We start from the raw sequence: 13608 nt of genomic DNA on the forward strand, positions 1-13608 counted from the left end.
AGTGGAAGCACAACCAAAGCAAGAAACAGAAGTCGTTATAATAACGGGTATGTCCGGAGCAGGAAAAACAGTAGCTATACAAAGCTTTGAGGATCTAGGATATTATTGCATCGATAATCTTCCACCCGAACTATTAAGTACATTTATAAAGCTAATGATTGAGTCAAACCAGCAACCTCGAAACATTGCTGCTGTCATGGATATGCGAGGCGGAGAAATGTTTCACTCATTGGTGGATTCAGTTAATCATCTTCAGGAAGCAACTTCTGTAACTCCGAAGGTCCTGTTTTTAGATGCACAGGATGAGGTACTTGTCAGAAGATATAAGGAAACTAGACGTTCCCACCCATTGGCTAATGCTGGATTGCCTTTAGAGGGCATCAAAAAAGAAAGAGAGCTTCTCTCTGATTTAAAAGGCAGAGCTCAATTCATTTATAATACTTCAAAGATGAAGCCTCGAGAGCTACGTGAAAAAATTCAAGAGGAATTTTCTTCGAATGGAAGCAAGGTCTTTACGGTGAATGTCATGTCGTTCGGGTTTAAGCATGGAATTCCCATTGATGCTGATTTGGTTTTTGATGTGCGTTTCCTCCCAAATCCTTATTACATAGAGGAGCTTCGTTTGAAATCAGGGTTAAATGAAGAAGTTTCTAGCTACGTTCTAAAATGGGCAGACACGAAGACTTTAATAGAAAAGCTGACTGATCTATTCAACTTTATGATACCGCAGTACAAAAGAGAAGGAAAAACGCAGCTTGTAATTGCCTTTGGTTGTACGGGCGGTCAACATCGTTCTGTTACACTGGCAGAATATTTTGGTAACCTTTTGAAGGCGGATGACGAAACTATAATAACGCATCGAGACGTTACAATTAGGAAGGAATGACTAAATGGGTCGTACAAAACACCGAAAAAAAATAGTCATTTTAGGTGGAGGTACTGGCTTATCAACCTTACTCCGAGGTCTAAAAAAGCTTCCACTAGATATTACAGCTATCGTTACAGTAGCTGATGATGGAGGAAGCTCTGGTAGATTGAGAGATGATTATGATATTCCACCACCAGGTGATATTCGTAACGTTTTAGCAGCATTATCAGAGGTAGAACCGCTAGTAGAGGAAATGTTCCAGTTTCGATTTGCACATTCCAGTGAGCTAGAGGGACACTCCTTAGGGAATCTCATGATAACAGCATTAACCTCTATTACAGGGGATTTTGCTCATGCAATTACTGAAATGAGTAGAGTGCTTAATATACATGGCAAAGTATTGCCGGCTGCCAATCAGCTAGTGACATTACACGCTGAATTTGAGGATAAAACCATTATTACAGGGGAATCTAAAATACCGGACTATGGGAAAAAGATAGAAAAGGTATTTATTACTCCCGCTGATGTAAAGCCTTTACCAGAGGCTGTAAACCTTATTCGCCAAGCGGATATTATAGCTATTGGACCAGGTAGCCTTTATACTAGTATATTGCCTAATCTATTAGTAGAAGATATTCGAAAGGCTGTCATTCGTTCTAAGGCGAAGAAGGTGTATATTTGTAATCTCATGACGCAGGCTGGAGAAACAAATAACTATACTGCCTATGATCATGTAAAGGCGCTTATTGACCATGTAGGAGAAGACTTCCTAGATACTCTTCTTATAAGTAAGGAAGAGATTCCTGAAAACGTTCAATATTTATATAAGCAAGAGATGGCATCACCAGTTAAAATAGATTTAGATAAGCTAGAGACACTAGACATAGATATCGTGAAGAAAGACATTTCCGTCGTATATAATGGCGCAGTGCGACATGATGCAATCGAAGTAGCGAAATGGCTTTTCGAATATGCAGGACAATGAGAATCTAAGAAGATAGGTTCTGCAAGAAAGGGGGAAACGTTATATGTCGTTTGCTTCTGAAACTAAAAAAGAAATGACGCAGGAGGAATCAAAGCCCTGCTGTTCAAAAGCAGAGCTATCTGCGCTCATCCGAATGAACGGATCTCTGTCATTTAGCAATAAAATGCTAAGCCTGGATGTTCAAACAGAGAATGCGGCAATTGCCAGAAGACTGTATACTCTTATCAAATCAATGTATAAGTTAGATGTGGAATTGCTCGTCCGCAAAAAAATGAGATTAAAAAAGAATAATGTGTATATTTGTCGTGTCAGAGAAGGGGCTAAAAGCTTACTAGAGGATTTAATGATTTTGAAGGAAGGTTTTCAATTCGAATACTCCATCTCCCCAGAGCTTGTCAAAAAGAATTGCTGTAAACGAGCATACTTACGAGGTGCTTTTTTAGCAGGTGGCTCTGTAAACAATCCCGAAACTTCATCTTACCACTTAGAAGTATACTCATTATATAAAACACATAGCGACGCATTAGTCGATTTAATGAATTATTATGAATTAAATGCAAAAACAATTGAACGTAAAAAAGGTTTTGTGGCATATTTAAAGGAAGCAGAAAAAATATCTGACTTTTTAAGCATTGCTGGAGCTCATCGTGCCCTCTTGAAATTTGAGGATGTGCGAATCATCCGAGATATGCGCAACAGTGTCAATCGTTTAGTCAATTGTGAAACTGCCAATTTAAACAAAACCATCAGCGCAGCCATCCGACAAGTGGAGAACATCCGCTTTATCGATAACGCAATCGGCTTAGACCAATTGCCAGAGAAGCTGCGAGAAATAGCTCGTCTGCGAGTGGAGTATCAGGATGTTACACTAAAGGAACTAGGAGATATGGTGTCCACTGGAAACGTAAGTAAATCTGGTGTCAACCATCGTTTGCGCAAATTGGATGAAATAGCAGATGCATTAAGAAGAGGCGAATCAATTTAAAGAAATGGGGCTAAGGATTATGGCGGAACAACAGGTCGAGGTAAAATTACAATCAGGACTTCAAGCAAGACAAGCAGCATTATTTGTACAAGAAGCTAATCGTTATATTGCAGATGTGTTTTTAGAAAAAGATGATAAAAAAGTAAACGCTAAAAGTATCATGGGTATCATGAGCTTAGCGATAAGCAAGGGTGCTACCATCACTTTAAGTGCTGAGGGCTCTGACGAAGCAGAAGCAGTAGAATCACTAGCTAAATTCATTTCTAAAGCAGAATAATTAATCGTAAGGCTGTTGTATGATCCGGTATGGATTGTATGGCAGCTTTTTAATATTAATCGTATGTATCTCCTTGAAAAGTATAACTAATAGTTGGTAGATTTCCGCTTTAGGCGGACGCTTTCCGTGGGGTGAGCGATAAGCCATCACCCGTCGCTTACGCGCGCGGTTGTGATGTCTTATCTGCCTCACTGATCCCACTGGAGACGCCGCCAGTCGCTGCAATCACAGGTTGTCTAGGAAAGAGAAAGTCGCAAATTCAATTTAATTGAAAAGCATGAACGATAGTTTGTAGATTTTCGCTTTAGGCGGTCGCTTTCCGCGGGGGGTGCGATAAGCCATCACCGCCGCATTCGCGTCGTTTGTGATGGCTTATCTGTCACCCTCTTCCCGTAGGAGTCGCCGCCTGCCGCTTCAATCATAGGTTGTGTAGGAAAGAGAAAGTCGTATGGGATAAACTTACTCAACTATTTAAACAGTTACTTGAAAAGAATGAAAGAGAGAGGAGAGATTTCCGCTTTAGGCGGTCGCTTTCCGTGGGGTGAGCGATAAGCCATCACCCGTCGCTTAAGCGCGCGGTTGTGATGTCTTATCTGCCTCACTGATCCCACTGGAGTCGTCGCCTGCCGCTGCAATCATATGTTGTGTAGGAAAGAGATAGTCGCAAATTCAATTTTATTGAAAAGTATGAACGATAGTATGTAGATTTCCGCTTTAGGCGGTCGCTTTCCACGGGGGGCGCGATAAGCCATCACCGCCGCATTCGCGTCGTTTGTGATGGCTTATCTGTCACCCTCCTCCCGTAGGAGTCGCCGCCTGTCGCTGCAATCACAGATTGTGTAGGAATAGAAAGTCGTATGGGAAAAATAAGTTATCTAATTTCCGTGATGCTTCATTATTCAATTTTAAGAGAATACAAAGTAAACTCTTTTATGAAGTGATATAATTTCATTTAAAATTTTTAGGCAATAGACAGGGTTAAAAAATAGATTGATTTATATATAGAAAAACGTGTTCATATAAATGAACACGCTCATACTAGGAAGAAAAATCGTTGTTAATGATCTTATCTACGTATTTTTTTGCAGGAACTAGCCCTAAATTTGTTTCATTTCGAACGAATTTGACCATTTCCACTAGGCTACTGCCGTTATTATTCATCTCTAAAATTTGTTTTTCTAAATCCTCGTCACCGATAAAATGAAGGTCCTGCTGTTCTTCTAATTTTCTAATTTTGCTTTGTAGGCTGAAGGTATAGATTACTAAAAATAGAATGATTAATAAAGAAGTTATTTGAAATAGAATAGTTACACAACCTTTCATTACTAAATTTACAGAAAAGCTTTATTAAAAAATCCAAGAGAGCAGGAGCTCGCTTGGATTTTATTGTATTATTAGTCTTTTTTCATTTCGCTGCGTGCGATAATATGATCGATTAGACCGTATTCTTTTGCACGTTCTGCTGTCATGAAGTTATCGCGGTCTGTGTCTCTTGAAACGACTTCAAGTGGCTGACCAGTACGTTCAGACATAATGTGGTTTAATTTATCGCGTAAGAACAAGATGCGTTTTGCAGCGATCTCGATTTCTGTTGCTTGCCCTTGAGCTCCACCAAGTGGTTGGTGAATCATTACCTCTGCGTTTGGAAGTGCATAGCGTTTGCCTTTTGTTCCAGCAGTAAGTAAGAAAGCACCCATTGATGCTGCCATACCGATACAAATAGTTTGTACGTCTGGTTTGATGAATTGCATTGTATCGTAGATAGCCATACCAGCAGTAATACTTCCGCCTGGGCTATTGATGTAGATGGAGATATCCTTTTCTGGATCTTCCGCTTCTAGGAATAAAAGCTGAGCAACGATAGAGTTTGACACGTTGTCATCAATCGCACTACCAAGCATGATGATGCGGTCTTTTAACAATCTTGAATAGATGTCATAGGCACGCTCACCGCGATTTGTTTGTTCAATAACTGTAGGAATTAAATTCATCCTGGATTGCCTCCTTCAAAGGTGGTTATATTTTTTTATTTTTATTTGTGTACTGAGAAATTCTACCTCAGTTGTAACTTTATCATACATGGAATGGTCAAGGAAGGTCAAATATTAAGCTTAGAAATGTTGACTTGAATTATTCCTATTCCATTTGTATAATAGAAAGGTCGCTTGCCCCTGTAGTTTAATGGATATGACGTAAGATTCCGGTTCTTGAGATGGGGGTTCGATTCCCTCCAGGGGCGTCCATAACATTTAGAAACACTCGAATTCTTCGAGTGTTTTTTTATTTACAAGATATGAAAGTATATGCTTTGTCGAGCTTTAATGCCCTGCATTTTCCTTACTCATTTTTACTTCTCCTTTCATATGATTCAGCATATGCGCCACTACGAAAGTGTAGTATAGGATCATCTGTTAGCTCTATGCCCTCCGGTACAATCGTTGGATCAAAAACAATGTCTTCCTTATGATGTATTTTATTTTTGATTTCCAAACGACCAATATTCACTTTTCTTCTTTCCTCTGGCCACATATCTGTAGCATCGTTTGGATTATCGCCATCCTCCGCTAAGCGGATAACGAGGTCAAACTCGACCGGTGCCTGGTTTAATCTGTTATCTAGCTCCTCGGTCAAATAATTAGCTGAAAGAGATTTACTTGTCAAAGCAGGGTCCTTTGTTTCATTAACAGGAACCCATTCATATTTAATCGCCTGGCGAACACCGTCTTTATTGACGAAATAGAAGGCATGTATAGGATAATAATGGAGCTCTGCGTAGCTTATTGGCGGCTGTTTTGCCTGCTCTTTAATGATTTGAATAACGTTTTTGCTATGTGGATATTTTTTAGAGAGCAGCTCTACCATGGCAAGGCCTCTATCAATAGTTTTGATACCTGTTTTTTCATCCGTGAATATTTCAATCATATCTATAAATTCTCTAGGGCTGCTAGTGACAAACATAGGCACAGTAGCACTCACTAAATTGGTGATACTGCCATCTGCTAGCTGAAATTGAACAGCCAGTCCTTTTGCCGGGGTAAGATAATCTATCGAAGCAGGATTAGGCGGGCTATTGGAAAAACGGACGGTAGCGGAGACGGCTTCTCTATGAAGGTGAGGCGCTACAGTGTAAGGTACCGCATTGCCATTCGGATGAAATACCGCTTCATACATATCTCCCTTTGCATGGGCTCTTCTTGCTCCAGGGAATTTCCCTTGAATTTGTTCGAGTGCATCTACCGCTTCCTTTGGAGTTAAATCCTCTTTATGTATTTGTTCCATGTTTTTACCTCCTTATTTATTGCAGTCTATTCATCATTACCACTCTTTTCCTATATTAAACCCACAAAACGGGAAGACATCTCCCTTTGAAAATTAATAAGATAGTTTTCGCATATAATGAATGAGTCTTGAATATTTGGAATAAAGTAAAATAGAGGCTTTAAATAGATAAAAGGGTGAGAGTTAAATTTGAAGGGAGATAGGTGCTATTGAAAAGAACTATACAGTTGCTAGTTAGTATAATATTAGTTTCTCTATTATTTCCGTTAACGACAGGAGCTGCATCTAACATTCCTAATGTTCCTAGAGATTCCTATTTAGTAGATTTAGAAGGTTATCTAGCTGATGAAACTAATCTTGAAATAGAGCAATTAGGAAACAGATTGAAACAAGGAACCACTGCTCAAATGGTTGTCATGATTATCGATAATATAGGTGATCAGTCAGCAGAACAATTCAATATGGAGGTCATACGTGAAAATAAAATAGGAAGTGTTAGAAAGAAAAATGGCATTGTTATTTTGATTGAGACGGATCCTATTAATCAAGGAGGGCCGACAGTTGAAATAACAGTAGAGCGCGATTTAGAGGAAGCGATGTCGTACGAAAAAGTAGACCGTATAATTGAACAATATACTATGCCTTATTTGAACCAAGGTTTTATCGACGAGGCAGTTCTTTCCACATACCAGGCTTTATACAATGAAGTAATACGAGAATATGGTTTGAAAGAGGGGACTATACAGCCACAAGTTTATACTACTAACAACGCTAATCAGTTGTTTATTCCTACTGTTGTGGTAATTGCACTAGTAATCTTTCTCCTTTATAGGATGATAAATAGGAACAGGGGTCACGAGCGCAAATAGTAATCTATACTGCATATCCAATTTTTTATTATTCTGATAAAATATAAAAAGAGAGGGGATGTAGAGATGAAACTAGTAGAGATAAACAAGAATAACTGGCGTAAAATTGTCTTTCTATCAACTAACGAGGATGGCAAAGCAACTATAGTCGAAAAATTTGTAGCATCCAATGCATTATCCATCGTTCAATCGGTCTATGAAACTGGTTGGATTACAAGAGGGATAGAGGTTGAGGACAAGCTTATTGGCTTTACGATGTACGGGTTAGATGAGGAAACTTCAAACTACTGGCTATGCAGATTTATGATCGATCATCAGAGCCAAGGTAAAGGCTATGGCAGAAAAGCAATTGAGCTAATCTTGAACGAAATAAAGCAGCTTGATGGTTGTGAAAGCATCTATTTATCAACCGAGCCAGATAACGAAGCAGCCATCAAGCTATACGAAAGCCTCGGCTTCCAAAAAACAGGCAAGCTTAATGAGGGCGAAGCGGAGTTTATGCTAAAGGTCTAGGACAAGGGGAGAGCGAGGGCTCTTCTTTTTTTGTTGAGTGGATTGTCGTAAAACATGGGGTAATTGTAGTAAGCTAGGCTCCGATTGTACTAAAAACGGAGAGAAGGCTGATTGAGAAAATGGATTGTAGTAAAACACCAGGAGATTGTAGTAAACTAGGCCGTGATTGTAGTAAAAAGTGAAGAGATTGTAGTAAAACCCGAGAGAAGACTGATTGAGAAAATGGATTGTCGTAAAACACGAAGACATTGTAGTAAACTAGGCTGTGATTGTCGTAAAACATCAGGCGATTGTAGTAATCTAGAGCAACATTATCGTAAAACAGCTCCCGACAACAAAAAAACCAACAAAGAGTTGGTTTTCTCCTAATCTTTTTCTGCAATTTCATTGAACTACTTGTCGGTGTTTACATAGGCTTCGAAATTCTCTATTTTATCACGTAAAGGTATGCCATCTACATCGCCTGTGCCGTTGTATCTCCCTATTTTTCCGGGTTCTGTTTTCGAAAAGATAAATTCTTCTTTTAACGTATGAGAAATTTTCTGTCCCTGGCTGTTTGTTAAGGAAATTTCAACGATAGGACGATAAATATTTGGATGATCCTTTTCCTGTTCAATTTGAACTTTCTCTAAATGTATGGAAATGTCGTTATCCAATAGAAAATGATTATATTTGAAGACCATGACAGTATTAATAGCTTGTTTCAACTCATTTTCCGTAAAGTATTCACTAAAGCTAGAATAATAATAATTCATATAGTCTTTGTATTCCTTTGAATCTAATAGTTTGTCGTACTCTTCTTGGCTCTCCGCGCTTGTTTTGCTTTGCAGATCAAACCACTCCTGCATTAAACGTTCAAGCTCCTCATCTGGTCCATTGTATTCTCTTTCAAGTACCGCCATAATAACTTCTTCATTAGTGAGAGACTCAGCTGTTTGCTCTGGTTCGGAGGGCATGAGATACGTAATGATTAGAAAGGAGGCTATCGCAACTATTGCTAATGAAATGATGGCTGGAAATACTCTTCGTTTTTTCTTTTCTATTCGTTCCTTCACTGCTAGCCATGTGTTGCGTCTTGCTTCATTAGAACGCTCGACATTCTTCATATCCGCGAAAAGCTCATCAAATTCCTTTAACGGTTCCATCTGCATAGCCTCCTTTTTGGTGAAATTCCTTTTTTAGTGCCTCAAGTGCACGCAACATTTTCATCTTTACCTTTGCCTCGGTCCATCCAAGTATGAAGGCGGTTTCCTGGATCGAGCACTCCTGAACCTTTCGCAGGATGATAACCTCTTGATAGTCTTTTTTTAGCAATCGTAAGGAGTCGTACATTCTCGTAAGCTGTTCTTTTTGTTCAAAGCTACCTTCGGGTGTAAGTGCCCTAGTTTCTAAATCATGCTCTTTTTCAAATGAAAAAAATTGAATCACTCTTTTTCTTCTAAAATAATCATAGGTAACATTGCGAGCTATCTTTAATATCCATGTAGCGGTAGAAGCCTGCTTATTAAAGGAATCAACTCCTTTAAATGCTTTATAAAATGTTTCTTGTGTTAGATCCTCCGCACATTCCTTATGGCGGACAAGCAAGTAAATGTAGCCGTAAACCCGGTCGCTGTGGTCTCTATATAGCTGTTCCATTTCCATTTTCTGACCTCCCTTAAAGCAATAGACGAAGGAACCTTTAAAAAGTATCGTTTATAAATAAAGATAAAGGTAAATGATTCTTCCAAGTAGACTTTTGCGAAGTGACGAATTAATTTGAAGTCAATACATGCAATCTAGTTATTTATTTATTTATTTATTTGATTGATGCGACAGGCGACGACTCCAGTGGGATGAGTGAGTCAAATAAGACATCACAACCGACGCGAAAGTGACGGTGATGGCTTATCGCTCACCCCGCGGAAAGCGTTCGCCTAAAGCGAAAATCAATCTACTTCCATCTTACCTATTAAGGAATAATTTGTACGCATAACTTTACACACGCTTTTGATATCTAAAAGGATTATAATGAGTGAAGGTAAATGTTATTGGAAGGAGGTATAGAAAATGTTAGTCCATTTCTATACAAGACCGGGGTGTCATTTGTGTGATGATGCGAGAATGATGCTGAAGCTAGTCCAAGAGGACGTGCCATTTCAAATAGAAGAGCATAATATAGAAGAGGATGATCAGCTGCATGAAAAGTATATGCTCATGATTCCCGTTGTGGAATATCAAGGGGAAATCATACAGTATGGGAATGTAGACTATGTGACGCTGATGGAAGCATTAGAAAATTGATGCTTCCAAACACAAATATTGCTATTTTGAATATATTAAAGTATTATGATTATAGAAATTAAATTTTTTTTGAGTAGATGGGACATTTTTGGCGTAAGTGGGACAAAAACGTCACCAATAAGGTTGGGATGTGACAAATGGATTCTTTTCTAGGTGCGCAACTAAAGCTTATGCCAGAGATGAGTGACCTGCTTCAGAAGAGGTATCGTATTCTCCAAACAATCCAGCTGACCAAAGGTATTGGCCGAAGAGTTCTAGGTGAACAGCTAAGCTTAACCGAGCGTGAAACTCGTAAGGAATTGGACGCTTTAAGGACTCAAGGCTTGATAGAGGTTTCTCGTGAGGGAGCTTCGATTACAGCTGAGGGCAATGAAGTATTAACAGAGTTAAAAGAAGTAGTTCGTTTGTGGTCGGGTCGATCGCAGATGGAGCTAATGTTAAAAAAATATTTAAATATAAAAGATGTGATTATAGTTCCGGGAAATGTAGATAATGATACAAATACATCTATGCTTTTATCGCAGGAGGCTGCAAAGTATTTAGAAAGTATTTTACTGAATGAACACATTATCGCAGTTACCGGTGGGTCAACGATTGCATCCATCTCCCATGCAATGACGGAGTCGTCCAGATGGAAGGACTTGTTGTTTATTGCAGCTAGAGGAGGGGTAGGGAAGGATGTCCGGCTACAAGCAAATACAATAGCGTCTTTGTTTGCTAGTAAGATGAATGGATCCTACCGCACGTTATATATACCTGACCGCTTAAGTGAGGAAGCATATATGACGATGAAGAAAGAGCCTTTTATTCAAGAAATGATGGACCTTTATGAAAGGACGAACATCATTATTCATGGAATAGGCGATGCTTTAGAAATGGCCAAAAGAAGAAATTCTAGTGACGAGGAGATTGAGCTTCTGAGAAGTAGAGGAGCGGTCAGTGAGTCGTTTGGCTATTATTTCAACAACCAGGGTGAAGCAGTTCACCATATTCGAACAATTGGCGTTCAGTTAAACCAGCTTCAACATATAGAGCATCTACTTGCGGTTGCAGGCGGGGCAAAAAAAGCAAATGCACTTATTTCTTATTTCAAGCAGGCACCATTGCAAACTGTCTTAGTAACAGATGAAGGTGCAGCAAACGAAATGATGAAAGTAATTCCAAAAAACATTTAGGAGGAATTTATAATGACAGTAAAATTAGCTATTAACGGATTTGGACGTATCGGACGTAAGGTTTTCAGAGAAGCTTTAGAGCAAAAGGATTTAGAAGTAGTAGCAATCAATGACTTAACAGATGCAGCGATGCTTGCTCATTTATTGAAATATGATTCTGTACACGGTATCTCTAATGCGGACATCACTTCAGAGGGTGAATACCTAGTAGTTAACGGGAAAAACATTCAAGTATTCGCAGAAAAGGATCCTTCAGTACTTCCTTGGAAAGACCTAGGAGTAGACATCGTAATCGAATCTACTGGCGTATTCAGCACAGTAGAAAAAGCAGGCAAGCATTTAGAAGCAGGAGCTAAAAAAGTTATTCTTTCTGCTCCAGCGAAAGACAATATGCCGACATTCGTTATGGGTGTAAATGAAGAAAAATATAACCCAGAAACAGATCATGTAGTTTCCAACGCTTCTTGTACAACAAACTGCTTGTCACCAGTAGCGAAAGTATTACAAGATAACTTTGGTATCAAACGTGGGATGATGACAACAATTCACTCATTCACAAATGACCAACGTATCTTAGATTTACCACATAGCGACTACCGTCGTGCTCGTGCAGCATCTGAGTCTATGATTCCAACAACAACTGGAGCAGCAGCTGCAGTAGCGAAGGTTCTTCCAGAGCTAAAAGGAAAATTAGATGGTATGGCTGTTCGTGTACCAACACCAAACGTATCACTAGTCGACTTTGTAGCAGAGCTAGACAAAGAAGTAACTGTAGAAGAGTTAAACAAAGTGCTTCGTGAAGCTTCTGAAAATGAACTAAAAGGAATTCTTGAATACAATGAGCTTCCATTAGTATCAATCGACTACAATGGTAACACTGCTTCTTCAACTGTAGACGGACAATCTACTATGGTATTAGGAGACAATCTTGTAAAAGTATTAGCATGGTATGACAACGAATCAGGCTACTCTGCACGTTGTATCGACCTTGCATTATTAATGGCAAAAAAAGGGTTATAATTTAAAGCACTAAGCCTTTCAAAAGCCGAGGAACATTAGTTTTTGAATAGCGTTAAAGTATAATAACCTCTATAATAAAAGAGGGTAAAGGAGCAAAGGTTACCCCTTTTGCTCCTTCTTTTTTTAAGTAGGCAATTCAATTACATAAGGAGGCTTATTTTATGAAGGAAAAACAAACAATGAGCGATGTAACGTTAAAGGGAAAACGCGTCTTTTGTCGAGTAGACTTCAATGTACCAATGGAAGACGGTGCAATTACAGATGATACTCGTATTCGTGCAGCACTACCTACGATCCAACACTTAATCGAGCAAGGAGCTAAAGTGATTCTTGCAAGCCATATGGGTCGCCCAAAAGGGGAAGTAAAGGAAGAGCTACGTTTGACAAAGGTTGGCGAGCATTTAGCAAAGCTATTGAATAAGCCTGTCACTAAATTAGATAAATCAATTGGAGAAAAAGTGGAACATACTATCTCTAAAATGAACGAGGGAGACGTTGTTCTTTTAGAAAACGTCCGCTTCCACGCTGGAGAAGAGAAAAACGATCCAGAGCTAGCAAAAGCGTTTGCTTCGTTAGCGGATGTATATGTAAATGACGCATTTGGTGCTGCTCACCGCGCACATGCGACAACAGAAGGTATTGCTAAGCTACTTCCAGCAGTTTCTGGATTGTTGATGCAAAAAGAATTAGATGTATTAGGAAAAGCTTTAACTACTCCTGAACGACCTTTCACAGCTATCATTGGTGGAGCGAAGGTAAAGGATAAAATCGGTGTCATCGATCATTTATTGGACAAGGTAGACAACATCCTAATCGGTGGTGGACTGTCTTATACATTTACGAAGGCACAAGGCCATGAGATTGGAACTTCTCTTTTAGAGGAGGACAAAATCGATTTAGCTAAGTCCTTCCTTGAAAAAGCGAAGGAAAAAGGCGTGAACTTCTATTTGCCAATCGATGTGGTTGTTGCAGACGAGTTCTCCAAGGATGCAAATACGAAGGTCGTGTCAATCGACCAAATCCCTTCAGACTGGATGGGCTTAGACATTGGTCCTGAAACCGTAAAGCTTTACGATCAAGTCATTAAAGACAGCAAGCTAATTATTTGGAACGGACCAATGGGTGTGTTTGAAATGGATGCTTTTGCAAACGGAACGAAGGGTGTTGCCAATGCAATGGCGGAAACCTCTGGGTATACAATCATTGGCGGAGGAGACTCAGCTGCAGCTGTAGAGAAATTTGATGTAGCAGATAAAATGGACCATATATCAACTGGTGGAGGAGCTTCCTTAGAGTTTATGGAAGGTAAGGACTTACCAGGCGTATCGGCACTAAACGATAAGTAAATGGAGGA

Annotated in this window: 15 protein-coding genes and 1 tRNA gene; 11 read left to right on the top strand and 5 right to left on the bottom strand. The window is 39.4% G+C overall.

Features of this window, described 5'->3' with window-relative positions:
• Position 1: 1 nt before the first annotated feature.
• The 4 genes from rapZ to D0S48_RS18050 are packed head-to-tail and all read left to right on the top strand — an operon-like array spanning position 2 to position 3115.
• Complete coding sequence (gene rapZ, locus D0S48_RS18035) at positions 2-886, top strand: RNase adapter RapZ (RefSeq protein ID WP_144538965.1); 885 nt, start codon at positions 2-4, stop codon at positions 884-886.
• A gap of 4 nt (positions 887-890) precedes the next feature.
• Positions 891-1853: a gluconeogenesis factor YvcK family protein gene (yvcK, locus tag D0S48_RS18040; RefSeq protein WP_151113130.1), complete on the top strand. Its 963-nt coding sequence runs from the start codon at positions 891-893 to the stop codon at positions 1851-1853.
• 43 nt (positions 1854-1896) lie between these two features.
• The gene (whiA, locus tag D0S48_RS18045; RefSeq protein WP_144538961.1) at positions 1897-2838 is read left to right on the top strand and encodes a DNA-binding protein WhiA; all 942 of its coding nucleotides are present in this window, start codon (positions 1897-1899) and stop codon (positions 2836-2838) included.
• Positions 2839-2857: 19 nt separating this feature from the next.
• The gene (locus tag D0S48_RS18050) at positions 2858-3115 is read left to right on the top strand and encodes an HPr family phosphocarrier protein (protein WP_144538959.1); all 258 of its coding nucleotides are present in this window, start codon (positions 2858-2860) and stop codon (positions 3113-3115) included.
• A gap of 1038 nt (positions 3116-4153) precedes the next feature.
• Here the strand turns inward: D0S48_RS18050 and D0S48_RS18055 are convergent.
• Together D0S48_RS18055 and clpP are read right to left on the bottom strand one after the other, a co-directional pair.
• Positions 4154-4438, bottom strand: a complete 285-nt coding sequence (locus D0S48_RS18055) for a hypothetical protein (RefSeq protein WP_151113132.1) — start codon at positions 4436-4438, stop codon at positions 4154-4156.
• Positions 4439-4509: 71 nt separating this feature from the next.
• On the bottom strand, positions 4510-5106 hold the full coding sequence (clpP, locus tag D0S48_RS18060) for an ATP-dependent Clp endopeptidase proteolytic subunit ClpP (protein WP_144538955.1): 597 nt from the start codon (positions 5104-5106) through the stop codon (positions 4510-4512).
• A gap of 176 nt (positions 5107-5282) precedes the next feature.
• Here clpP and D0S48_RS18065 point away from each other — a divergent pair.
• Positions 5283-5354, top strand: a tRNA-Arg gene (locus tag D0S48_RS18065).
• A gap of 98 nt (positions 5355-5452) precedes the next feature.
• On the opposite strand, the gene D0S48_RS18070 is transcribed toward D0S48_RS18065, so the two are convergent.
• Positions 5453-6394, bottom strand: coding sequence for a catalase family peroxidase (locus D0S48_RS18070; RefSeq protein WP_151113134.1), 942 nt, complete (start codon positions 6392-6394; stop codon positions 5453-5455).
• Between the two features lie 209 nt (positions 6395-6603).
• Here D0S48_RS18070 and D0S48_RS18075 point away from each other — a divergent pair, with 209 nt between their 5' ends.
• Positions 6604-7263, top strand: coding sequence for a TPM domain-containing protein (locus D0S48_RS18075; RefSeq protein ID WP_191963827.1), 660 nt, complete (start codon positions 6604-6606; stop codon positions 7261-7263).
• A gap of 66 nt (positions 7264-7329) precedes the next feature.
• Positions 7330-7776: a GNAT family N-acetyltransferase gene (locus D0S48_RS18080; RefSeq protein ID WP_151113138.1), complete on the top strand. Its 447-nt coding sequence runs from the start codon at positions 7330-7332 to the stop codon at positions 7774-7776.
• Positions 7777-8168: 392 nt separating this feature from the next.
• Here D0S48_RS18080 and D0S48_RS18085 read toward each other — a convergent pair whose 3' ends face one another.
• Complete coding sequence (locus D0S48_RS18085) at positions 8169-8921, bottom strand: hypothetical protein (RefSeq protein WP_151113140.1); 753 nt, start codon at positions 8919-8921, stop codon at positions 8169-8171.
• The gene (locus D0S48_RS18090; protein WP_151113142.1) at positions 8899-9420 is read right to left on the bottom strand and encodes an RNA polymerase sigma factor; all 522 of its coding nucleotides are present in this window, start codon (positions 9418-9420) and stop codon (positions 8899-8901) included. Before D0S48_RS18090 ends, D0S48_RS18085 begins: the two co-directional genes overlap by 23 nt.
• Before the next feature lie 405 nt (positions 9421-9825).
• Here D0S48_RS18090 and D0S48_RS18095 point away from each other — a divergent pair, with 405 nt between their 5' ends.
• From D0S48_RS18095 to pgk, 4 genes are all read left to right on the top strand, one after another.
• Positions 9826-10059, top strand: coding sequence for a glutaredoxin family protein (locus D0S48_RS18095; protein WP_151113144.1), 234 nt, complete (start codon positions 9826-9828; stop codon positions 10057-10059).
• A gap of 137 nt (positions 10060-10196) precedes the next feature.
• Positions 10197-11234 (top strand): sugar-binding transcriptional regulator, encoded by a 1038-nt coding sequence (locus D0S48_RS18100; protein WP_144538796.1) that lies wholly within the window; start codon positions 10197-10199, stop codon positions 11232-11234.
• Positions 11235-11246: 12 nt separating this feature from the next.
• Positions 11247-12254 carry a type I glyceraldehyde-3-phosphate dehydrogenase gene (gene gap, locus D0S48_RS18105; RefSeq protein WP_144538794.1) on the top strand — a complete coding sequence of 336 codons (1008 nt, stop codon included), beginning with the start codon at positions 11247-11249 and terminating at the stop codon, positions 12252-12254.
• Between the two features lie 179 nt (positions 12255-12433).
• Entirely contained in the window at positions 12434-13600 is a 1167-nt protein-coding gene (pgk, locus tag D0S48_RS18110; RefSeq protein ID WP_370455763.1) for a phosphoglycerate kinase, read from the top strand.
• Positions 13601-13608: the final 8 nt, after the last annotated feature.

The sequence above is a fragment of the Psychrobacillus sp. AK 1817 genome (assembly GCF_008807035.1).
Classification (GTDB): Bacteria; Bacillota; Bacilli; order Bacillales_A; family Planococcaceae; genus Psychrobacillus; species Psychrobacillus faecigallinarum.